The sequence below is a fragment of the Maribacter sp. 1_2014MBL_MicDiv genome (genome assembly GCF_001865655.1).
GTDB lineage: Bacteria > Bacteroidota > Bacteroidia > Flavobacteriales > Flavobacteriaceae > Maribacter > Maribacter dokdonensis.
This window is the reverse complement of sequence record NZ_CP011318.1, coordinates 1,306,605-1,330,458: the sequence shown is the minus strand read 5'-3', so window position 1 is coordinate 1,330,458 and position 23,854 is coordinate 1,306,605. Positions and strand designations below refer to the sequence as shown.

The window sequence follows — 23,854 nt, the reverse complement described above, 5'->3', positions numbered from 1 at the left end:
TTTAAAACTTTTGTACAAAACGGCATGTTGATTTAAGCTGAGATTGTTTCAAAGTCGTTTCACTCTTGAATTTGGTCGTTTCATTTAATCATCATCATCCTAAGGGATATTAAAAAGTACTTTTGATCCTGTGTTTTTTGAAATACGCTTATAAATTATAATAAAATGCGAAAAATTATTTTTACCGTTCTAGGTATTTTACTAATTGTAGTATCCTTTTTTTTAGCGGGTTATATTATTGATAGTAAGAAAACATTCAAACCCAAATCTGAGAAAGTAGTAAAAACAGTATTTACCGAGGTCGTTGAAAATGGTACGGTACCAATTATAGTATCGGCAAATGGTAATTTAACCGCTAAACAACGCGTAGAGCTATATGCGGAGGTTCAAGGAGTCTTCAAAAAGGGGAGCAAATTGTTTAAAGAAGGTCAGTCTTTTCGTAAAGGTGAGACCATTATAAATATAGATGCAGATGAATACGCGGCAAGTGTGCAGTCTGCCAAAAGTAATCTCTTCAATCAATTAACGGCGGTAATGCCAGATTTACGTTTAGATTACCCGGACATTTACTCAAAGTGGCAAAACTATCTTACCAATTTTGATATGTCTAAAAGTACTCCCGCGTTGCCGGAAATGGCTACTGAAAAAGAAAAGTTCTTCATCTCTGGGAGAGGTATTTTAACCAGCTATTATAATGTTAAGAATTTAGAACAAAGATTATCCAAATACCGTATTGTAGCACCATTTTCCGGAGTACTGACAGAGACTTTGGTTACAGAAGGTACTTTGGTGAGATCAGGTCAAAAACTAGGGGAGTTCATTAATACCGAAGTTTATGAATTGGAAGTTGCCATAAGTAAAAGATATACGGATCTATTGAAAGTGGGCGAGTCGGTAGAACTAACAAATTTGGATGATAACAGCACTTATAAGGGCAAGGTTACTAGAATCAATGGAAGTATTGATCAAGCCACACAAACCGTAAATGCATATATAGAGGTAGAAGATAAGAATCTAAGGGAAGGAATGTACTTAGAGGCTGATCTTGATGCTAAAAAAGAGGAGAATGCTATTGAGGTAGATAGAGGTCTGTTATTGGAAGATAACAAGATTTTTGTAGTAAGGGATTCTATACTTGATGTCATAGATGTAGAGCCCGTTTATTTTTCAGATAAACGTGTAGTTCTTAAGAACGTACCCAATGGTGTTACTATAGTGTCAAAGCCAATAAGCGGAGCTTATACTGGTATGGCAGTTAAAATTTATGCTGAACAACCAGAAAATACTAAAGGATAATGCGTAAACTGATTGAATATTTTATTCGGTATCATGTTGCCGTAAATGTCGTAGTAATATCCTTTGCCCTATTTGGTATAGTTGGTGCAAAGGCATTGAAATCTTCTTACTTTCCATTGACGGATTCTAAGAATATTTCTATCACCATTACCTATCCAGGTGCTTCGCCCCAAGAGGTGGAAGAAGGTATTGTTCTAAAGATAGAAGATAACCTAAAAGGACTTGAAGGTGTTGATCGTGTAACCTCTACCTCAAGAGAAAATAGTGGTACGATCAATGTGGAGATCGAAAAAGGGGAAAATATAGATTTCATGCTGTTGGAGGTCAAGAATGCGGTAGATAGGGTGCCGACCTTTCCAACAGGTATGGAGCCTTTGATCGTTTCTAAGTTAGAGACCGTTCGCCAAACCATATCATTTGCCATAAGTGGAGAAAATATTCCGTTGGCAACATTAAAAAGTGTAGGTAGGGAAATTGAGAATGATCTACGTGCAATGGACGGTATATCTCAAATAGAGATTTCTGGTTTTCCAGATGAGGAAATTGAAATAGCCGTAAATGAGAATGATCTTTTGGCCTACGGACTTTCATTTACAGAAGTTGCAAGTGCAGTCGGTAATGCCAATATACTTGTGACCGGTGGTAATATTAAGACTGATGCCGAAGAGTATTTAATACGTGCCAATAACCGTTCGTATTATGGTAGTGAGTTAAATAACCTTGTGGTTAGGGCAGATCAATCTGGTAACGTAATTCGTTTAAAAGACGTGGCCGTAGTAAGGGATCGCTTTGCAGAAACGCCAAATGCAAGTTATTTCAATGGCAATTTATCTGTTAGTGTCTCTATTACAAGTACCAATAATGAAGATCTTATTGTAGCGGCCGATCAGGTGAATGAGTATGTTGATGTATTCAATGAAAAGTACAATAACATTAAATTGGATGTTGTTTCGGATCAATCTATCACACTTAATCAAAGAACGCAACTATTAACCGAAAATGCCATTATGGGTATGGTTTTGGTGTTGATATTCCTATCACTTTTCTTGAATACAAGATTGGCGTTCTGGGTAGCCTTTGGTTTACCGGTAGCGTTTTTAGGAATGTTTGTTTTTGCGGGCTTCTTTGATGTTACCATTAATGTACTGTCGTTATTTGGTATGATTATCGTAATTGGTATTCTGGTAGATGATGGTATTGTAATTGCAGAGAACATCTATCAACATTATGAAAAGGGTAAATCTCCTGTTCAGGCAGCTGTAGACGGTACTATGGAGGTATTGCCTCCAATTATTTCCGCTATTATTACCACTATTTTGGCATTCTCTATCTTCTTGTTTCTAGATAGTAGAATTGGGGAATTCTTTGGTGAAGTATCCGTAATCGTTATTTTAACATTGGTGGTGTCATTGGTAGAGGCATTGGTCATATTACCTGCTCACTTGGCACATTCAAAAGCATTACAGCCTATTGATACCAAGCCAAAAAGCGGATTCGCAAATGCATTTGCCAAACTTAGGGTAATCAATGAGTTTGGAGATAGATTAATGGTATGGATGCGTGATAATCTTTATACTCCCGTATTGAGATTTTCAATGAATCATAAAATATTTATGTTCGCCGTTTTCGCTTCGGCATTCATATTAACGTTAGGTTCTGTTGGTGGTGGTATTATTAGAACGGCTTTCTTTCCAAGAATTGCCAGTGACCGTGTGGGTATAGAACTAGAAATGCCAAACGGAACCAATGAGAAAATAACAGATTCTATTATTTCATTTATAGAGGAGAAAGCAATCATAGTAAATCAAGAACTGTCCGATAAATATTTTCCTGAAGGCGATAAAATGGTTTTTGAAAATATGATCAGAAGATTGGGACCAGGTTCTTCATCTGCGGTATTGACCATTAACCTATTACCAGGCGAAGAAAGACCTAATGAGATTTCTGCGGATATGGTTACCCGTAGATTGGAAGAATTGGTAGGTCCGGTTTTAGGCGTAGAAAGTTTGATCTATGGTTCTGGTGGTAATTTTGGTGGATCGCCTGTATCGGTATCCTTATTAGGGAATAATATAGAGCAATTAAAGGCTGCAAAGGTAGAGCTTAAAGAAATTCTTACTAAAAACCCAAGATTAAAGGATATTGCCGATAATGATCCTGCCGGTATTAAAGAAATCAGATTGACCTTAAAGGAAAATGCCTATTTACTTGGCTTGGATCTTCAAGCTTTAATGACCCAGGTTCGTGCCGGTTTCTTTGGTGTACAGGCACAACGTTTTCAAAGGTCGCAAGATGAGATTAGGGTTTGGGTGCGCTATGATAGAGAAGAGCGTTCTTCAATTTCCAATTTAGATGATATGAGAATTGTAACTCCGTCTGGTGAGCGTGTGCCATTAAGCGAGGTTGCAGATTATACTATTGTTCGTGGAGATGTAGCCATCAACCGTTTAGAAGGAAGGCGGGAAATTCAGGTATCCGCAGATATGAAAGATGTAAAGGATAGTCCTACGGAAATCATGACAGAGATTCAGAACGTACACATGCCGGAAATACAATCTAAATATCCAACGGTAAGTGCTTCTTATGAAGGGCAAAATAGAGAATTGGAGAAGTTGACAGGGTCTTTAAAACTGGTTGGATTTACGGTAATCCTTTTAATATACATCACAATTGCATTTACGTTTAGAAGTTTTAGTCAGCCGTTAATGTTATTGTTATTGGTACCGTTTAGCTTTACCGCAGTTGCTTGGGGTCACTGGATTCATGATTTTCCTATAAATGTACTTTCTATATTGGGTATCATTGCATTGATCGGTATTATGGTTAATGATGGTTTGGTACTCATAGGTAAGTTCAATTCTAATTTAAGGGAAGGTATGTCTTTTGACAACGCCATTTTTGAAGCCGGTAAATCAAGATTTAGGGCAATTTTCTTAACATCGGTAACCACGATCGCCGGTTTAGCTCCATTAATGTTAGAGACCAGTAGACAGGCGCAATTCTTAAAGCCAATGGCAATTTCCATTGCTTATGGTATTGGTATTGCTACGGTGCTTACCTTATTGATGTTGCCATTGTTTTTATCGTTCAGTAACAACTTAAAAGCACAGAATCTATCTTTCGTTTCGGGTCATAAGATTACGAAAGAAGAGGTAGAAAGAGCGATCAAGGAAAGAAAGGAAGCTGCGCATTTAGAAGGACATACGCAACATGCAATAGAAGATGGTGCACAAACACATAAGAATCTAGATAAGTTATAATGAGTAAAGTAAGATTCATCACATTATTGATATTTCTCCCTGTTTGTTCAATTTTTGCACAAGAGAAAACACTCTCAAAAGAAGAAGCTGTAGCTAAGGCATTGGAGAATAATTTTGGAATTGAGATTGCAAAAGGTCAGGTTGATGTTGCCGAGAATAATGCCAGTGTGCTCAACTCCGGCTATTTGCCAACGTTAACGGGTACTGCCGCTGCTACATATAATAACAATAATACCACTACGGAATTCCCAGGGCAGTTCAATGATGATGGTAGTGCTAGAGATGATATTTCCATAGATGGTGCAGAGAGCCAAAGATACAGTGCGGCTTTAAACCTTAACTACACTTTGTTTGATGGTTTGGGTAGGTACTATAACTATAAAAGACTAAAAGAGCAGTATCAGCTAAGTACCTTACAGGCACGTGAGACTATTGAGAACACCATGATCCAAATGTTTACGGTCTATTTTGAAATTGCCCGTTTAACTGAAAATAGAAATGTACAAAAGCAAGCTTTGGAGATTTCTAGGGATAGGATCACAAGGTCGGAATATTCTTTTGAATACGGACAAAACACCAAATTGGATATTTTGAACGCACAGGTAGATATGACCAATGATAGTATTGCATTATTGAACACTGAGCAGCAATTGGCCAATGCAAAGCGCGATCTAAACGTAGTGTTGAATCAAGATTTAAGTTCACAGTATATGGTAGATACCACAGTGGTCTTTATACCTAAGTTTCAAATAGTGGAGTTTATGGATCAGGCAATTGTCAATAACGTGGCCGTACTACAGACAGAGACCAATTTGAACATTAATGCCTATGACATTAAAGTAAATAAGTCTGGGTATTTGCCTACTATTGGGCTAACGGGTTCTTACGGTTGGAACAGAAACCAAAATGCCCCTTCTGCATTTTTAACGGGAGCGGTTTTTCCGGGTACAAATTCTAACGTTGGTAATTATGCATTGGGTGCCAGTTTAACATGGAATCTTTTTGATGGCGGTAGTACAACGGTAAGCGTAAAGAATGCAAAAATTGCCTATGCCAATCAAGAATTGTTAAGAAAGCAGGTAGAGCTAGAGGTAAATCGTGATATGCAGAATGCCATGGCGTTATATGAGAATCTGCTGAAAATATATCAAATACAAGAACAGAACGTATTTACCAATGAGAATAACTTTGAACGTTCAAAAGAGCAGTTTCAGTTAGGTAGTATTACGTCCATAGAATTTAGACAGGCACAGATCAATTTATTGAATGCGCAAACCAATAAGAATTTGGCAAAATATGATGCTAAGCTGGCAGAACTACAATTGTTGCAGCTAACTGGGCAGTTATTGAATATAGAATTGTAAGGGGCAATTAATTACGAAAGACATGTATAGCGATAGAACAAATAGCGAACTCATAGAGATAATGAACCAACATTCATTGCTCACTTTTGAAGCGCAATTAAGTTTACAAGAGGAGTTGCAAAAACGTGCTGTTGTTGTAGACCTTAGTGATTTAAACACCACCATTACAAATAAAAGGGCACAGATCCAGAATTTAGAGTATTTGAAGGATTTTGGTTTTCAAGCAAATAGAAACGTTGACGGATTTACCGTTACAAGAACTCAAAAAGCATTGTTTACAGATGTTTTAGCGGTTATTGTTGGTCTTTTGGTGTTTCTTTTGGGCGTGTACGGTTGTATCAATTTGGTATACACCTTTATAAATGGAGATGAACTGGATGTTTTTACCTTGGCATATAAATTTGCCATGGCAGGTTTAATATTTATTGGCTTCAGTTTTTTTAGTGGGTTACAGCGACTTTTCGATTTTTACGGGTTTGAGTTACGTAAGGCGAACGGTTCAATAACCTTAAAAAAACGCTTTGATGTAAAGTTGGAAGAAGTGCAGATCAACGCTACCGATATTCATTTGGAAGAGGATGAGGATATTTTGGCCATAAAATTAGGCCATGAGACCATTTTTACTTCAAATGGTGGAAATCTTATACAAACTCTTACCTTACAAGAATTGGCAAAAGAGCTGAAAGCATAACCATTTTCTATGTTCGAGCATTATTTTCAATGTCCGTATTGCTGGGAAGAAGTTTCCATGCTTCTAGACCCATCTGTTCCGCAACAGACTTATGTAGAAGATTGTGAAGTATGCTGTAACCCAATCGAGGTTACTCCGCAATTTCAAGAAAGTGAACTTGTAGCGTTTAATGTTCAGAGTATAGAACAGTAATTACTCGGGTATGGCAATCTTGCCGCCAAAGGTATCATCCTTGTCCACTGATTTTGGATTTCCATATACTGTAATGGAACCACCAGCTTTTACTTTTGCAATAACCGCCTCACTGGCATAAACTTCGGCACTGCCACCAGATAGCACTATTACGGTACTGTTTTTAGTCTTTAGCCCCTTGTTAAAAAGTTTGCCTCCGGTATTGATCATGACCTCTTGGTTGGTGCTGGTACCCGAAAGTTTTATCTCACTACCACTGGTGCTTTTGGCAGATACATTGTTATGGGCAATATTTAAGGTGATGGTGCTGGCATCTTGTGCTTCAATCGCTAAATCTGTACCAATGACCAATCCTGTAGATATAATTCTAGAATTCTTATTGGCATCTATTATCGATAATGCTTCGGTATAATAAAGTTTAAGGCTTAAGGTAGAATTTAATACAGATTCCCCAGAACACATTTTTAAGCGTAAACGTGCATCGTTTTCGGTAATGCTAAGGTCTTTTTTGTGTTCTAGAGGTATTTCGATCTTGTTTTCCTCACCTTTTACCAGGGTAACGCTAATTCTATCATACACCTGTAACTCGGTAAAGTTTTCTAAAGGAATTACAGCGTTGTTTTGAGCAACTAATAGGGTAGTGCAGAAAAGCATGGTAAAAAACAGCAAAGATTTCATGAAGCGTTGGCAATTAGATTACAAAGTTAAGATACAATTTGATTTTAAGCACCATGCGACAGCAAATCATAAAACTCCTTTTTTTAAGTTAAAAAACGCCTTGGTCAGCTTTAGGTTTTACAGTTTTGCTATCTTATACTATAGTTTAATCATCTCTTGGTTCATGAAAAGGAAATATCTTTTGGTCACACTTTTTGTAATAGTTGGCATTGTAGGTTTTGCAGGGGTACAATATCTGCCAACATCAGAAAATGAAGGTGTTTCCGTAACTCTGGATTCCGTTTCTACAAGAAGGGATTTACGCAGGTCGTTTTTTGATAAACTAGAGATTTTAGTGGTGTTTGGGGCAAAGGACCCCAACTTGCAACAGGAATATCAAAAACTTCTGGACGTACTTTCAAAACAAGAGCTTACTCGTTCTAGACGCAGTGTAAAGGTGAGTTTTAAATCGGTAGCGGAGGTTGATCAAGAAGAATTTAAGACATCTATTGTCTATTTGGTGGGTGCTGTAGATGAAAACCCATTCATTAAAAAATATATGGCCAATACGCCGTTTCAAATTTCCGAAACCGATATAACCATAGGGACTAAGAGCATTCCAAATAACAATTCAATTTTAGGCGTTTGTTTTTACCCAAGTCCGGTAGACTCAAAATTACCTTTCGCATATTTAACAGGTACCGATGCCAAAGAAGTGTTTGAACTTTTTGCCGATAAGGTAGCAGAAAGAGGTCAGTCGTTTTACCGTCAGAATTTAGAATATGAGATATATGAGCAGAAAGAACGATTGGTTATGGGCGATTTTAATACCCGTTGGGGAATTGAAGGGTCTACTTTCTTTGATTTCGCCACAGGTACAAGAGTGTTATTGGATACCGAGGAGTTTAAGTTTATAGACCATCAAAAAGCGATCGATACCGCTGATGTAACTAAAAAATTAAAAGAGGTCAAAGCGGCCAAGGCCAAAGTGGTCAAGTTTGTTGGTAACGGCAATGTCCCAAAAATTACCTATAACTTTTATACCTGTACAGAAGAGAAAGGTTTAATGACAGGCAATACCGATCACTCTACTTTTGATCCCGCAACAAATGCCGTACATACTATTGTCAACAATATATATGCACATAATAATATAGGTAGGGACAATGCATTGGTTTTATACAACCTAATTGGGGAGAGTAGTAAAACCATATTTAATGTAGGTCTACCTATTTATTTTACGGATACCTGGCAAATGAAAGGCTATAAGTACTGGGCGGCAAGATTGGTAGAATCTGAAAATACGTATTCCGTAGCAGAGCTATTGGACAATTCATTTTTGGAAATGGAATCTTCATTGATCAGAGATTGTATGGCAGGTGCTTTCACAGATTTTCTGGTCAAGACGTGGGGTAAGGATCGGTACTTGAAACAATATAAGAACATATCGCTTTCTGATGCTGAGAAAAATAGATTGAACGTAAAATGGCAGCAGTATTTAGAGGAGTTGCCAAAAGCGCATCCTATAATCCAAAAGCAGGCAAAGACATTACCCTATCTAAAAGGATTTAATTTTGCACATGAAGGTTATAGTATTTACAACGGCTACGGTTCTCAAAAAGCGACCGAATCTCTTTTAAAGCAAAAGAATATGGGCAGTAATGCCATGGCCATTGTACCCTATACGGGTATTAATGATATTAATACACCAACCCCTTTGCACTTTAGTGACAATGCCGGTAGTGAAAATGATGATGCCGTGGTACATGCCGTGTCCATGGCAAGTAAAATGGGCATGTATACTTTGCTAAAGCCACAAATATATGTAGGTGGTAGCTGGCCAGGTGGTATAGATATGCCTACGGATGCCCAATGGGATAAATTTCATGATTATTATTATAGATGGATTCGTCATTACGCTTTTTTGGCAGAAATTCATGGTATGGATGCCTTATGTATTGGTGTGGAATTTACAAAGGCAACTTTGGCAAGACCAGATGCTTGGCGCCAAATGATCAAACAAACCCGTGCACTTTACTCAGGTAAGATCACTTATGCCGCCAATTGGGGCGATGAGTTCGAGAAAATCGAGTTTTGGGACGATTTAGATTTCATTGGGTTGAACTCCTACTATCCATTAAGTAAAAAAGACAATCCTACCAATGCCGAAATGACCTTAAGGTTTGATACCGTGAAGACCAAAATTAAAAAAGTATATGACCGCTTTAAAAAGCCAATAGTTTTTACCGAAATCGGATTCAGAAGTATAGATACCCCTTGGAAGAATCCGCATGCTGAGGCAGATGAAACTATCAATGAAGAGGCACAGCAAAGGTCTTATGAGGTTATATTTAAGGGAATTCAAAATGAGCCATGGTGCCAGGGCATACTATGGTGGAAATTTCCTAGCTACATAGAATACCGTGGCGAGCATAACAATGCATTTACCCCAAATAATAAATTGGCAGAGGAAACGGTTAGGGAGTGGTTCACTAAATAGGAAGGCATCCGTAAAAACAAAAGTATACTCTTTGTTTAAAAGCATCAGATTGGTAGTGCTCAAGTACTAATTTCTTCAAAATTATTCCCGCTTTACATCCACCAAAAATAATTCATAACTGTCTAAAGCTGTTTTAGATGGCAAATTCGACAGTTGAGTCACTAATATTATCTGCCTGCGGTATTGCTCAATATCTTTGGGGTATAGAAAAACAATTCTAAAAACTTAAAATTATAAAATCATGAAAAACATTAAAATTTTATCGGCGGTAGTCTTAGTGGCCGTCACCTTTATATCATTTAAAGGAGTACAGAAACAAAAGGAAGCAGATAAGGCAGAAATCACTGCTATTTTTGAAGATTGTGTTATTGATCTAGAAGCGCAGTTAGAAGCATCTTTAGAAATGGGCAAATTAAACGCCAATGAAATAGAAGTGGTAGAGATGGCCGAAGAAGTAAACTTAGGTTTTGACACCTTTGAATATTTGCCCCTTGATTTTGATCCCTATGCAGGTGCTAATTTATCTGAAATAGATTTTGAAATTTTTGAAGAGGAAGAAATAGTGGAATTAGGTTTTGAAACAGCGGCATATTTGCCAAACAATTTTGACGCCTATGCACTTTAAGAAGTTAGTGTAGTTTAAATGTAAGTTGGTCTTTGCTTTTGTGAAGGCCGGCTTTTTTACGTTTTACAAATTCAAAGTTATTATTACGGTATATTTGAGAAGTACCATTTAGAAAAGAGATTACATGGCATTGACAAAGGTTAAACAGGGCGAAGTAGTAAAAACGGCCCTACTTATAGGTATTTTGGTATCGTTGCCAAAGACGATCTATCTATATAATGGTATTATGGAGGGGAATTTAAATTTCTCCATGTCATGGGTAACTGATTTTTTATATAGATATCTATTCTTCTTCTGTTTTTCTTGGTCGGTCATTCAGTTAAATGCCAATATAGATTATGATGGTTTAAAATGGCCTCCGTTTTTAAAATGGCTATTAATTCTGATCATAAATGTAGTATCGCTATTTGTAGTGGTCAAGGTAATTATTGCGTTTTATCCTTTGGTAAATGGCAGGGTATTGGAATCTCACGAAGAAGGTTGGGTCAATTTCACCTTCATCAATCTATCTATAGTGTTATTTTTTATAGCCAGGTTATTACGGGTAAGTACGGATAAGCAAGAAAGTAGAATAGAAAATGAACAGTTGAAACAACAAAATTTGGAGAATGAGCTTGCCGCCCTTAAAAACCAGATAGATCCACACTTTCTGTTCAACTCCTTAAACTCGTTATCGTCATTAATTCGTGAGAATGAAAAAGCTACGCAGTTCGTAAATAAGCTTTCATACATGTACCGCTACATTTTGCAGAGTAGCGAGATCAATTTGGTGCCCGTTAAAGACGAGCTAAAGTTTTTACGTAGCTATATTTATTTAATGGAAACCCGTTACCGCGATCGTATAAGAATAGAGGTAGATATAGATGAAAAACTCTTAGATCGTAAAGTGCCACCATTGGCTTTGCAATCGTTAGTGGAGAATTCTGTAAAGCATAATGAGATATCATCTACCAACCCGTTGACCGTTAAGGTGTATTCTACAGAAGAATCGTTGTTTGTGGAAAATCCTATTCGTACGCGTAGTACCGTGGCAGAAGGTATGGGCACGGGCTTATACAATTTAAAGAAACGCTACTTGCTTTTACTAAAGAATGAAGTTAAGGCAAGCACCCAAAATGATATATTTAAAGTAGAATTGCCCTTAAACCAACCGGCATGAAAGTAATAATTGTAGAAGATGAACTTGCTGCTAGTGATAACTTGGCGTATCTGCTGACCAAGATCAATCCAAATATTGAGATCGTTACGGTGTTAGATACCGTTAAGGCTGCCGTAGATTTTTTCAGTAATCCGTTTGAAGGTATTTTGGTGTTTATGGATATTCACTTGGCAGACGGTATTTCATTTGAGATTTTTGATCAGGTCACTATTAACATCCCTATTATATTCACCACCGCTTATGACCAGTATGCGTTAAAGGCATTTAAAGTGAATAGTATTGATTATCTGTTGAAGCCTATTGATCAAGAAGAGCTTTCAGATGCCTTGGATCGCTTTAATGCCCAAAATCAAAAAAAGGGTATGGACGAGCAGCAGATGCAAAGCCTCTTACATTTAATACAGATCAAGCCCAATAGGTATAAACAGACATTTTTAGTGGGTATCGGTGATCAATTGTTACCCATTAAAACTGGGGATATTGCTTATTTCTTTATAGATACCGGTGTGGTAAAAGCGGTTACGGTACAAGAGCGTTCGTATGTTTTGGATATCAAGTTAGAGGAAGTGGAAGAGGCACTTGACCCAACACTTTTCTATAGGGCCAACCGGCAATTTATAGTACGCAGAGAAGCTATTGTGACTATAAAACTACACTTTAACAGTAAGCTGTTGGTAGAAGTCCATCCGCCGTGTAGCGAGCGTATTGTAGTGAGCAAGGCAAAAGCATCGGATTTTAAAAGTTGGGTAGGTAGGTGAAAGTAAAATTTTTATTTTCCATAAAACATGTAACAATTTGCACAAAAATGCTACATATAGGCGTAGTTAATTATCAAAATCGTCCAAAACATGCAAAAACACATTCAGCCTCTTACCATGAAAATTTTAAAATACTTTATTCTTGCTGTTGGTATTTTAGGTTTAGCGGCAACACTTTTAAATGTGTTCTATTTTAAAGATACATCAAGTAGTAATTTCGGTAGTTTTATAAGCTGTGTATATTTAATATTCATCTCTTTTAGATTTGAAAAGATGATCACCTGGCTAAATTCCAAATTAAAAAGAGCTTAGCGCCCAACGCTAAACGCAATGCGTGGCACGCTTGGCGCATAATTTATTAAGGGTTTTGTGCTTAGCGCAAAGTGAATTCATTATGTTACCAACAACCAACAACCAACAACTAATCATCAATCTCCGCATCCGGAAGGTCAAGAATCGTTGAGGTAGATAATGAGTTACCGGCAATACCTTTAATAGAACCAAACAGCACGTTAATATTCTCTTGAACGCCCCAAATTTGCTTTTCCCTAACCGCAAAATTCTTGTAGGCGGCTTTTTTCTCGTAGTTCAGTTGCTTGATCATAGAATCATAATTTTCAATAATTCTATTGATATTCTGTACAAACTCGTTACTGGTTAGGTAAGAATATAAAAGCTCCATTTTATCGCCCTTGTTCTCGTCAGATGATTTGATCGATTGTGTTTTTAGCAGCAATTCGCGCAGCACCAGCGATACACTTTTTACCTCATTGAACCCACAGATCCATACACCGTTCTTCTCACCAAAGCGATCCATATCTGGTGGAAAGGTCTCCGTAACGATCACCGCAATATCTGCCTTGCAATTGATCTGGTCTTGCTTCAGCTTATTGATCCAATCATTACTGAAGTTTTTGGTGCGCTTACTCTCATATACGATAGAACCACAGGTCTGCTGAAGTGAGTTTATGACCGTTTGTATACAATCTGCACCACGAATACCCTTGCCAACCTCGTCTATATTATCAAAAGGGTAGGTGTTACGTAGCAACTCTTCTAAGGCAAGTTCTTGTATTTCGCCCTGCATTTGCATAGAACCTTGTTCGGCCTTACGCTTCATTTCATCAATAAGTTTCTTTTGGTCGTCCAGTTGCTTTTGGTATTCCTTCTCTTTTAGCGCCATGGCCTCACGCTCTTTTGCCTTGGCTTTTTCTTCTATGATAGATTGCTTCTCCAATAGCTCTTTTTGCACGTTCATCTTCAGTTCCTCGGCTTTCTCCTTTAATTCGTTCTCACGTTTTAAAAGATCGATCTCTTGGGCGCGCAAAGCTCTGTTCTCCTCTTTCTTTTTCTCGTTCTCTTGTTGTAGGGCACGCAGTTGCTGCTCAAAAGATTCATTGGTCTGTTTCTGTATTTTTTCAGATTCCTTGGCAAGACGTTGCGCCAGCTTCTCTTTAAAAAGCTCGTTCTCTTTTTCTTTCTTTTTCTCGAATTCTTCTACCTCAAGTTCAAGCTTTCTACGTTCTTTATTGAATTTCTCTGCCTGCTCTGCCACTTTACGTTCGTATTCAGCCTTAAAATGAGCCTGCATTTTGCCAGAAAGCGCCTCTTCAACATCAAACTCATGCGCACAATTCGGACATTTAATTTTATCTACCATGTTCAAATATCATTTGTAACTATAAAAATACAGAACCCAAATTAGGCATACAATCTTTAGGCGATAATCCAATCAGAAATACACTATGTTATTGTTGGCGGACTGACAATTGTCATAGAATAAACAGCCGTTAGAAATTACATTTACCGCAATTAAAATGACCAAACTATGATAACAATGAATCTTCCATTGGTGAACTGGAGCAATGGTGTAGTAATGATCGCCATATTTGCCGGTGTCTGCATTGCGCTGGTAGGGATTGTGCTTTCTATTATGAATACCGATAAAAAGAAGCAGGAGTAATATTATTGATACAAAACGTACCGTGGTGGCGTAAGACCGTTCAAGCGCATGGCAACCAACATTTGCCCTCTATGGTGGGTAATATGGTCTGCCAACAGCATACATATTTGCCTTTTAGAGCGATCCAGCCCAAAATAGTCCAAATGCTCGTCCAATGCTTTGGGGTCAAAATCCTTTAACAAGGCAATGGCTTCCGAAAAGGTTTGGTCTATACGTGCCATCATTTCCGCCTTGGTCTTATGGGCAGGTTTAAAAACGGTATCGGTTTGGTATACACGGGCTTCACGACCACCTAAGAGCGACTGGCTATGCCAATCTAGTGCAAAACCAATGTGCATTAGATTCTCGGAGAAGCTCAAAGATTCTGCCGTGGCTTTGTAACCATATTTTTCTTCGGGCATCATTTCTGCGACCAACAGCAAATACTTGCGGGAGTTCTCCAAACGCTCCATACTATCTTCTAAAAATTGATCTTGTTGGGCAACCAAGGTTATGGAGGAAAATAGAATGAAAGAGAAAAGTAGAATTGTTTTTTTCATGATGAGCGATGATGAGGTGAACAACTAATTTACTCCATTTGTTGCAGTGAACAGCCATTTTTTCGCTCTTCTTGGGAGAGAATCCAAACATTGATGACTTTTTGGTCTAAGTCAGTTTCTTCATTTGGCGCTATTAGATCTATAGTTGCAATACTTTCTGTAGCAATGGTATAGGTGTCCTGCTCCAATAAATAGCCGTTAACATATACCGGGTTGTTTTCTTTTAGGTTAAAAAAAGTATTGAGTTCTGCTTGTGTTTTAGATGGTATCTTCTTTTTTAGTTTGGCAAACAAAATACCGTTTGCCGTGAGATTATAAAAATGCGCTTTGCGGCTAGGTTTTTCTTTTATCACTGCTATATCTTCAATGTCTTCCTTTGAAGTGATAACATTTGTATGGGCAATGATATGTTCGTCAACCAATAGTATTGGGCAACTGATATTAGCTGCCTGTGGAAGTTTTTTAAAACTGTCTTGGGCATTGCTGGTAAGGTGAAGTATAAATACCAGAAATGTAGCGAAGATAGTTTTCATAGGGAATCATAGATTACATTAATTATTATTCACCTTGGCATTTGGTACAGTTTAATTCTTTTCTTCTCTTTTGAAGTTTTTCTTGTTCAAAATTGGATAGGGATTTAAGACGGTCTCGGCTTTGATTTCGTTGTAAAATCATTCGTAGGATTATTCCGCCGAAATGCAGCATTTAGATTTATAGATTGAACATCGATTTGCCTTTTTGCCACAATGAATTATAACCATTGTTGCCATTAGTTTTTATTTGGTCAATGAAAGAATCCAATTCGGTTTGTCCCAAGTCATTCGCATTGTCATAAACTAAATAAAAAGTCAATACAAAATTCCCAACTTCGTAAGTCAATATCTTTAAACTTGATGGAATTGGTTCAGTTCCATTTTTGGTTTTATACTCAAATCCATATTCAGTCGAAAGTGCACCAGTTAAGTCATTTTTCAGAATCCTTTTGGCATTCATTGGCACTTCGTTTGTCTTTTTTGCTAAATATGGTGTCCACATTAACTCAAACTTGTTTATGCTTCGAATGTTCAGGTTGCTTCCACCTTTCAATGCTCTAAAGTCGAATAAGTAACAAGCAATAATTGGTCTTCCATTATTTTTTTTGAGTGTAAAAACAGGTGGGAAAATCCCGTTTTCAAAGTTTTCTCTGTCCTTTTTTGAAAACTCCGAGTTTTCTGGAAAAACATATTCCGTTTTAAAATTTTCAAAAATTCCACCGTCATCCACTGTAAATCCATTGGGTATTGGAATTGAAATTCCGATGTCGTTCAATTCAACAGTTTTTTCTAGAATTTTAACCTTTGGTTTAAATTTCAGCTCTCGGATTTTTATTTGATCAGTTAGTTTCATTCAAATTAATGGCAACGGTCTTGTATATGAAACGTAGCGTGTAAATTGACGCTAACTTTTCGGATTATACACGAGCCGAATTTTTTAATTTTCTTTTTATATTAATTTTTATCAAAAAGCCAAATTAAAGAATTTGGCGGTTTTTGCAAATACACACAAACCTCTTGGAAAGCCCATATTAGCTATGTTTATATACATTGTTGCCAACTGTGCTTTATGCCTTGTTGCAAATGTAATTAGCTCTGTTATATAATTCGTCAAAAGTTAAGATTTCGATGTTTTTAGAATCCCTCCTGTACAATTCAAATGTTTTCTTTTTGATTTCTTTTATCTTACTACTGTCATTCGAATTTTCTATTTCATTCATTAAATTTCCTACTACCAAAATACATTTCGAATCGTAACCTTTCTGGGTTATTTTTTCTTCTCTATCGTTATAAGGCTCTTTCTCTAATTTAATTTGCCCCATCGCTTTCTGTTCCAAGATTTGCGAAACTCCATAAATTAATTTAGTAGATAAAGACCAACTTCCAGAACGATTTTTACCACTGTCCGTATTCACAAATAATTCCGTGTTTGGTGTTTTTAATTCAACAAAAGTCGTAAAGTAATTATCTCCAATTAAAAAGTCTGCGTTGACTTGTTCTTTTCCAGCAGCATCTGTGTCAGAAGCTGAAAATTCTCGTTGTAAAATATTTTGGTATCTGTAATCTAAACCATAACCGAAAATCCAAGCGTTTTTATTAAAAAAATACTGCCAAGTAATCTCTTCCTTTGAATTTTCTTTAAGAACGAAGCCCTTATCTTCTTTTTTAGAAACCATTTCTAAAATTTCACTTTCTTCTTTCCTGTACTGTTTCCAATATTCTTTTTCTTTTATTAATTTCTCGAAAATTTTCAACTGATTTTTCCTAAAGCCAGTATTGACAATATCCTGACTTGTAATTATTTCATTGTCTAAAAGTTGCTGAATTAAATCCGCTCCCTCATCTCCTTGAAGTAGTGTAGCTATAGTTTTTTTGGTTGATTCATCCAGAATGTCCAATGAGTTTTCTGAAAGTTTTAATCTACGTTCAGAAATAGTACTTAAATCTAAATCGTGTATAAAATTTAGAAATAACTCTAATTGAGCAAAATTAAATTTAGAAAATGATATTCGTTGAGTTTCTTTTCCTCTTACCAATTTAATAATATCAAATCCTTCAATATCATTCCGACTTGGCAAAAATTTTACCTGCATATAGGTTTTCGCAGCTAATTGTAAATCGGCAGTATCTTCATCAGGAAAAACAACCTTAAAGAATCTTCCGTTCTCAATTTCGTGATTGTAGAGTCTTTCTAACTTGTAGTTATCAATTATTTCGGATTCTGTTGTCTTATCGCGCATTAAATCTTATATTTTATTATTTGCTAATTTTTTTTCGCATTGCTGGCAACGGTGTGGCTATGAACAGTACGGGAGCAAACTAGTGTTTGCTTTCCGCCATGCACATAGCGAAATCTTTTGGTTTTGTTTTTTCTTTTTTGTTCGAAAGCAAAATCCCAAAGATTTTGCGGACTTCATAAAAATACACAAACCTTTCGATTAAGCCCGAAACCCGTATTGTTTATAGGTTGTGTTGTACCACGTTTTATTGCGTTTTCTTTAGTTCTCTTATCGTAAGTATATCAGTCAGCTTATTGATTCCTGTATTCGATATAAATCGAAACCCTAATTCCATAAAGACAAACCTCACAAATAAAATCCCCATCAACATTGGGATAATTATACCGTATGATTTTTCAAGTCCATTCGTGAAAATTGCGATTCCAAAACCGATAATTGGCATTAGCATTAAAATTGAAAACATCACTTTAAATGCCTTGTGTATTCGAATTTCAATTTCGCCTGTTTTACCTTCAAATTCCCCAACTATAACGCATACTGCTCCACGACCAATTTCAGATGATATTATTTTAAATCCATTTTCATTTACTTGTCCGCGAAAGGCTTTATTAGTCGGAGCAGAAGTTAGTGAATCAGTAATATCTGTATTTGATTTCAGATTTTGCATTGAGATTGAGTAATCACTTCTCAATTCTGCTTTGAAATTTTTAGAAGGAAACAATTCCATTCAGTTTGGTTAAGTATTCTTAAATGTGGTACAACTATTGTGTATGTGTACAATTACACATATTCGCAAATATTAAAATATATGTGTAATATTTTCAGTTAAAGTAGTAGGGGAGTATACTTTGCTTGCACTTGCAATATAAAGAAGTTTTCGGCATATTTTCTTACGGTTTTCCGTAAAACTGTCAGAAAAATAAAGGGGCTGCCTACTATGGGGCGGGGAGGTTTATAATTGAGATCAGAACACCTAAGAACCCACCCCTTTGGTCCCCTCCCAAGAGGGGAGGTTTTCGTCTTTGTTTTTGGGTTCGTTGGTTGTTGGGGAGTTATGTTTTAATGATGCCGACGCTCGCCCCGACCCTAAAGGGTGCCCGCGCGCAATATTGAGTTAATGTGATCAATTAGCCCTTTAAAATCATTTAGTACTTGATCATTTGTGAATCTTAGTTCGGAAATACCAATATCTTTTAGATACGTGGTTCTTTCTTTGTCTTTTTCTATTTGCTCTAGTTTTAGATGATAACCACCATCAATTTCAATGGATAACTTTAGTTTATGACAATAAAAATCTAGAACATAACCTGCAATAGGGTGTTGCCTTCTAAACTTATAACCTTGTGGTTTGGTTTTGAGATAATTCCATAAAATACATTCTGTTTCAGTCATAGAAGCTCTCAGTTTTGCAGCATTTCTAAATACCGAAGGTGTTGCTCCATGGTGCATTCCAGATACGTTTGTTTTATCTTTTTTCATTTCTGTATTGTAGAAAATCCACCCTTTAGGGTTGGGGCAAGATTTTCGGGGCTTCTTGTTTTGATGTTAAGGTGTCTACGTTCTAAAACTAAACAATCTCACACTACTCCACCTTCATACCGTTCATTTCCTGTCCGTTTTGAAATAGGGTCAAACTTTCTGTATTTCCGTTTTCGTTTTTTATGAACTGAATTTGTGCGGCAACTTCTTTTAAGTAAAAAGTATCTTTCGATTTGGCGAAAATATTGAACGATGGCTGCCCCGTTGCCTGTGCTTTTAATTGTTTACCATCTTTGGTAATCGTAATTTTAAAAGTGGGCATCAATTCGTAGACGCCTAGGTAACTTTCCAGTAGTGCTTCTGGTACTTCAAACTCTTTTGTGAGACTGCTGGTATCTACATCAAGTTTTTTCAAAATTTCTATCGCATTTATATTTCCAGGATTCATTTCTACCGTTTTGGTATAGTTTTCAATAGCACCATTATTATCACCTGATTTCATTAACGCTTCGGCATAACTATCATATACATTGGCGGAATTTGGATACGCGTCTACATTCAACTTAAAGACTTGAATAGCTTCTTTGGTTTTGTTAGACCTTAATAATTTATATCCCGCTTGGTTCATCTCATTTTCATTGACATCAAAATCTTGATTGTCTTTATTTTTCTCATAAAAGGCTACTCCTGCATCAATACCTTCTGTCTCTATGACCTCTAAAACTTTAGATGCCAAGGAAGCTTTTGGGAGGTCATAGCTCTTATCGTTTATAATACCGAGAATAGCTTGCGTAATTTGACCTAAGGGAGCGCCGCCTGTATTATTTAAAAGCACAATCAATGATCGGTTTGATGGCGCTCTGGAAATTTGTGTGTTGAATCCGTTGATTCCACCACCATGGCTAATTACGGCAATACTATCCGTTGTATTCCCAAGAGCTTCATTACCGGTCATCCATCCGTAGGCATAGTGAAAACTGCCAAATGCAGGTATGTATGGTTTAAAATACATATCCATATATTTTTGGGGTAACAATTTGTTGGTATATAGCGCTTGATCCCACAGATATAAATCTTCTACGGTAGAATAGAGAGATCCTGCGGCATACGGAATGGACATATCTAGGTAAGGAGCATTAATGAATTCGTTCCCATTTTTTTCATAGCCTGTAGCTCTATTTTTAAGGATGTTGGAGTGATGGTCATATCCGGAATCTTTCATTCCCAGTGGAGAAAATATATGTTCCGTTAGCATTTCTTCATACGTTTTGCCGGATAGTTTTTCAACAAGCAAACCCAAAAGAAAGTACCCCGAATTGCTATAATTGAATCTTTCCCCAGGGGTAAACTCCAATTCCATATCCTGAAACTTTTTAGTGAACTCTTCTGGCGAATATGGGTCGCGACTATCTTCTTCAAAAAACTTAGGAAATGAGGTGTAGTTGGGTATACCGGCGGTATGGGTCAATAAATGGTGGGTGGTAATCTGGTCTCCGGTAGTTTTTGGATATTCTGGTAAGTATGTGGTTATGGGAGCTTGAAGATCTAACTTTCCATCCGATGCCAATTGAAGAATAAGCATGGCGGTAAATTGCTTGGTGATCGATCCTAAACGATGTTTTGTGTTGGGACTGTTAGGGATATCCCACTCCATATTCGCCATACCATAACCCTTTTTAAGAATAACCTCACCATCTTTGGCAACTAGGGCAGAGCCATTGAATTTGCCATATGAGAGATATTGATCTAGGAGTGCATCTATATCGTCTGATTTTGATTGCCCGATTGCTGCAGTGCTTATTAAAAGCATAACAGATAAGCAAGTAAGTAACAAACTGCTAATACTGCGATGTAATGATTTCATAATTTGTTTTTTTGATTGATTGAATTCTAAAAGGTTATTTATTTTTCATTCTTATAAACTGTACCGTTTTTCATCACGAATTTTACGTGTTCCAAAGTGGAGATATCTTCAATTGGATTAGTGTCTACGGCAATAATATCTGCGAGCATACCTTCTTTTAATTCACCACGATCCTTGAGCCCTAGCATTTCTGCACTATTGGTAGTAGCGGTTTTGATAGCCTCTTTAGTACTCATGCCACAATCTATTAATGCCGCAAATTCAATGGCGTTTTTTCCATGGGGAATAATAGGTGTGTCCGTCCCAAAAGCAATTTTGACATCTGCTTTGATAGCTTTGGTAAGGTTTTGTTTGGCAATGGGCATTACATATTCTGCCTTACCGGCCATAACGGGATCCATTTTGTCTATCATGGGTTCTATTATAGTGGCCAGTCCCCTGGTAGGTACTAGATAAACACCATTTTCTTTCATAAGTTGAATGCCTTCATCATCTATAATAGACCCATGTTCAATAGAGTACACGCCGGCTTTTATCGCCTCTTTAATACCTTCTGTACCATGTGCGTGGGCGGCAACTTTAATATGATGCCTAGCAGCTTCGTCAACAATGGTTTTCATTTCCTCATTGCTTAGTTGTTGGGCGCCAATGGCATCTTCCATAGAGAGCACACCTGCCGTGGCGTGCATTTTTATGAATTTGGCACCATGCTTAATTTGATATCTTACCGCTTCTATGGCATCATACTTACCATTGATCACTCCGTCATTTGGACCTACGGTAACCAATCCTTCCGCTAGTCCTAAAGAAATATCCCCGTGTCCGCCGCTAATGGTGATCATATGTCCCGATGGAATAATTCGTGGTGCGGCAATAGTACCTTGGTCAGAAGCCTCTGAAACGGCAACATCAATTAACTCTGGGGTAATATGTAATTGCCCTATACTTCTTATGGTGGTAAAGCCTGCCATCAATGTTTTTTCAGCATTTGCAACAGCCCTAATAGTACCTTGACTGGCACTTTCCTTATAAACATAGTCCCAACTACCTTTAAATTCCCCATCTATATGCACGTGCATGTCCATAAGCCCGGGTAACAATATTTTACCGGTTAAGTCAATCGTTTCCAAACCTTCAGGCAATGCCTTCGGATTAATGGATTTAATATTTCCGTTTTCAATGAGCAGGTTGGCAGGTGAAATTAATTTACCGGTTCTAACATCTAAAAAAGAAGCTGCTTTTATGAGTTTTGATTGTGCTAAAACGGATGATGTAGTTGCTAAAAGGATAAGAAGGGTTAAAACTTTTTTCATTTGGTCAGATATTTGTTTTACGGTTTTTTTAAAAAATCCAATGGTTATGGATTTATGATAAAGATAATGTTATAAAGTGTTAGGGGAGAGTACTTTGCTTATGGAAAGATACAGAAGTTTGATTAATTAAAGGTTAATGGATGGAGTTTAAACAGTCACAAACTATTCCCCTCCTAGGAGGGGTTAGGGGTGGGTCCTTACAGGTTAGCATGTTCCATGAAATCTTCTGCACCCGATTACCCACCCCTTTGGTCCCCTCCCGAGAGGGGAGGTTTTCGTCTTAGTTTTGGGGTTTTTTGGTTGTTGGGGAGCTGCGTTTTCGAAAAGGTTACCACCACATTTTTATCTAGAAAGTGAAATAAAAGTCACAAACTATTCCCTCCTCGGAGGAGCTAGTGGTGGGTTCTTACAGGTTAACATGTTCCATGAAATCTTCTGCACCCATTTACCCACCCCTCAATCCCCTCCCGAGAGGGGAGGTTAGCGTTTTTGTTTTGGGTATTTTTGGTTGTTGGGGAGCTGTGTTTTCAAAAAGGTTACCAAGTATGTTTTATCTAAAATGTCCAATAATAGTCACAAACTGTTCCCCTCCTCGGAGGGGCTAGGGGTGGGTTCTTTAGGGTTAGCATGTCCCGTAAAATCTACCACACCCGATAACCCACCCCTTTGGTCCCCTCCCGAGAGGGGAGGTTAGCGTTTTTGTCACTATACTGATAGCTGCTAAAACAAAAAACCGCTGTAAAGAAAGTTCCTTACAACGGTTCACGTTTGAATTAGTCGAGTTTGTACTAAACGAATAGCAGTATAATAGTCAAAACCATACCTGCCAAAGAAAAATAAAGTCCTTTTTTGAAAACTGAAGTTTTGGGTAAAAACATCCAAAATGATGAAATCACGAAAAACAGTAATGATAGCCCAAAGAAAATATTCAAGAAATAAACAGGGCTATTGGTCGTGGCTTTATGTAGGTGCTCCATCTTATCTAAGATAAATGGAAGTTCCATCTTTTTTATAGTTGCCATACCTGTAGCTTTATTGTATTGCCCTTGCTTAAAATAGACTACATCACCTTCCGTTTTTTCCGGTTTTATGCCACCTTTAATGCGTAGTGCTCCGCTAAGTTCACCAGCTTTTAAGTTTGGTTGTAATTGCTGCTCAATTATTTTTTCACTCTTAAGAAAATCGGTCTGTCTAAAAATCATGATTATTCCGCTTATGGAATACATAGCCATAATACCTGCTAGAAAGAAGCCTAGATAGCGGTGAATAATTCTCATTCGTAAACTGGTGGTCATTTTCATTTTATAAATTTTAAAGTCGGTTTTGCGCGTGCAAATGTAAGATTATAGTTAATAAGAGTTTTAGACCTAAAAAATTATAAAAGGTTTAATCTGGACAGTGCAAAAAAAAGAAAACCCCAA

At 37.2% G+C, this 23,854-nt stretch carries 21 protein-coding genes; 10 read left to right on the top strand and 11 right to left on the bottom strand.

Going from position 1 to position 23,854, the window contains the following annotated elements; genetic code table 11:
* Positions 1–165 precede the first annotated feature (165 nt).
* From YQ22_RS05460 to YQ22_RS05440, 5 genes are read left to right on the top strand one after another with little or no spacing between them, the layout of a single operon-like run.
* Complete coding sequence (locus YQ22_RS05460) at positions 166–1,296, top strand: efflux RND transporter periplasmic adaptor subunit (protein ID WP_071340376.1); 1,131 nt, start codon at positions 166–168, stop codon at positions 1,294–1,296.
* On the top strand, positions 1,296–4,556 hold the full coding sequence (locus YQ22_RS05455) for an efflux RND transporter permease subunit (RefSeq protein WP_071340375.1): 3,261 nt from the start codon (positions 1,296–1,298) through the stop codon (positions 4,554–4,556). The genes YQ22_RS05460 and YQ22_RS05455 overlap by 1 nt, the downstream gene beginning before the upstream one ends.
* Positions 4,556–5,920, top strand: coding sequence for a TolC family protein (locus tag YQ22_RS05450; RefSeq protein ID WP_071340374.1), 1,365 nt, complete (start codon positions 4,556–4,558; stop codon positions 5,918–5,920). Before YQ22_RS05455 ends, YQ22_RS05450 begins: the two co-directional genes overlap by 1 nt.
* A gap of 22 nt (positions 5,921–5,942) precedes the next feature.
* Positions 5,943–6,611, top strand: a complete 669-nt coding sequence (locus tag YQ22_RS05445; protein ID WP_071340373.1) for a hypothetical protein — start codon at positions 5,943–5,945, stop codon at positions 6,609–6,611.
* A 9-nt stretch (positions 6,612–6,620) separates the two neighbouring features.
* A complete protein-coding gene (locus YQ22_RS05440) occupies positions 6,621–6,803 on the top strand; it encodes a CPXCG motif-containing cysteine-rich protein (protein WP_071340372.1) in 183 nt (60 codons plus the stop codon).
* On the opposite strand, the gene YQ22_RS05435 is transcribed toward YQ22_RS05440, so the two are convergent.
* Positions 6,804–7,481, bottom strand: coding sequence for a head GIN domain-containing protein (locus YQ22_RS05435; protein ID WP_083414199.1), 678 nt, complete (start codon positions 7,479–7,481; stop codon positions 6,804–6,806).
* A gap of 163 nt (positions 7,482–7,644) precedes the next feature.
* On the opposite strand from YQ22_RS05435, the gene YQ22_RS05430 reads away from it, so the two are divergent.
* The 5 genes from YQ22_RS05430 (at position 7,645) to YQ22_RS05410 (ending at position 12,814) form a co-directional block, all read left to right on the top strand.
* Complete coding sequence (locus YQ22_RS05430; protein WP_198033518.1) at positions 7,645–9,960, top strand: glycoside hydrolase family 113; 2,316 nt, start codon at positions 7,645–7,647, stop codon at positions 9,958–9,960.
* Between the two features lie 241 nt (positions 9,961–10,201).
* A complete protein-coding gene (locus YQ22_RS05425; protein WP_071340369.1) occupies positions 10,202–10,585 on the top strand; it encodes a hypothetical protein in 384 nt (127 codons plus the stop codon).
* 124 nt (positions 10,586–10,709) lie between these two features.
* Positions 10,710–11,744: a sensor histidine kinase gene (locus YQ22_RS05420; RefSeq protein ID WP_071340368.1), complete on the top strand. Its 1,035-nt coding sequence runs from the start codon at positions 10,710–10,712 to the stop codon at positions 11,742–11,744.
* Complete coding sequence (locus YQ22_RS05415) at positions 11,741–12,502, top strand: LytR/AlgR family response regulator transcription factor (protein WP_071340367.1); 762 nt, start codon at positions 11,741–11,743, stop codon at positions 12,500–12,502. The genes YQ22_RS05420 and YQ22_RS05415 overlap by 4 nt, the downstream gene beginning before the upstream one ends.
* 90 nt (positions 12,503–12,592) lie before the next feature.
* On the top strand, positions 12,593–12,814 hold the full coding sequence (locus YQ22_RS05410; protein WP_071340366.1) for a hypothetical protein: 222 nt from the start codon (positions 12,593–12,595) through the stop codon (positions 12,812–12,814).
* 109 nt (positions 12,815–12,923) lie between these two features.
* On the opposite strand, the gene YQ22_RS05405 is transcribed toward YQ22_RS05410, so the two are convergent.
* The 10 genes from YQ22_RS05405 to YQ22_RS05360 all read right to left on the bottom strand — a co-directional run bounded on the left by YQ22_RS05405 (position 12,924) and on the right by YQ22_RS05360 (position 23,734).
* The gene (locus tag YQ22_RS05405) at positions 12,924–14,162 is read right to left on the bottom strand and encodes a DUF2130 domain-containing protein (RefSeq protein ID WP_058105094.1); all 1,239 of its coding nucleotides are present in this window, start codon (positions 14,160–14,162) and stop codon (positions 12,924–12,926) included.
* 305 nt (positions 14,163–14,467) lie between these two features.
* Positions 14,468–15,004, bottom strand: a complete 537-nt coding sequence (locus tag YQ22_RS05400) for a DinB family protein (protein ID WP_071340365.1) — start codon at positions 15,002–15,004, stop codon at positions 14,468–14,470.
* Positions 15,005–15,033: 29 nt separating this feature from the next.
* Positions 15,034–15,537, bottom strand: coding sequence for a hypothetical protein (locus tag YQ22_RS05395; RefSeq protein ID WP_071340364.1), 504 nt, complete (start codon positions 15,535–15,537; stop codon positions 15,034–15,036).
* Positions 15,538–15,715: 178 nt separating this feature from the next.
* Positions 15,716–16,390, bottom strand: a complete 675-nt coding sequence (locus YQ22_RS05390) for a hypothetical protein (RefSeq protein ID WP_071340363.1) — start codon at positions 16,388–16,390, stop codon at positions 15,716–15,718.
* A 214-nt stretch (positions 16,391–16,604) separates the two neighbouring features.
* Positions 16,605–17,777: a Shedu anti-phage system protein SduA domain-containing protein gene (locus YQ22_RS05385; protein ID WP_156894536.1), complete on the bottom strand. Its 1,173-nt coding sequence runs from the start codon at positions 17,775–17,777 to the stop codon at positions 16,605–16,607.
* 244 nt (positions 17,778–18,021) lie between these two features.
* The gene (locus YQ22_RS05380; RefSeq protein WP_071340362.1) at positions 18,022–18,504 is read right to left on the bottom strand and encodes a hypothetical protein; all 483 of its coding nucleotides are present in this window, start codon (positions 18,502–18,504) and stop codon (positions 18,022–18,024) included.
* 359 nt (positions 18,505–18,863) lie between these two features.
* The gene (locus tag YQ22_RS05375) at positions 18,864–19,256 is read right to left on the bottom strand and encodes an endonuclease domain-containing protein (RefSeq protein ID WP_071340361.1); all 393 of its coding nucleotides are present in this window, start codon (positions 19,254–19,256) and stop codon (positions 18,864–18,866) included.
* Between the two features lie 103 nt (positions 19,257–19,359).
* Positions 19,360–21,120, bottom strand: coding sequence for a serine hydrolase (locus YQ22_RS05370; RefSeq protein ID WP_071340360.1), 1,761 nt, complete (start codon positions 21,118–21,120; stop codon positions 19,360–19,362).
* A 38-nt stretch (positions 21,121–21,158) separates the two neighbouring features.
* Positions 21,159–22,433, bottom strand: a complete 1,275-nt coding sequence (locus YQ22_RS05365; RefSeq protein WP_083414197.1) for a metal-dependent hydrolase family protein — start codon at positions 22,431–22,433, stop codon at positions 21,159–21,161.
* A 788-nt stretch (positions 22,434–23,221) separates the two neighbouring features.
* A complete protein-coding gene (locus tag YQ22_RS05360) occupies positions 23,222–23,734 on the bottom strand; it encodes a hypothetical protein (protein ID WP_071340359.1) in 513 nt (170 codons plus the stop codon).
* Positions 23,735–23,854: the final 120 nt, after the last annotated feature.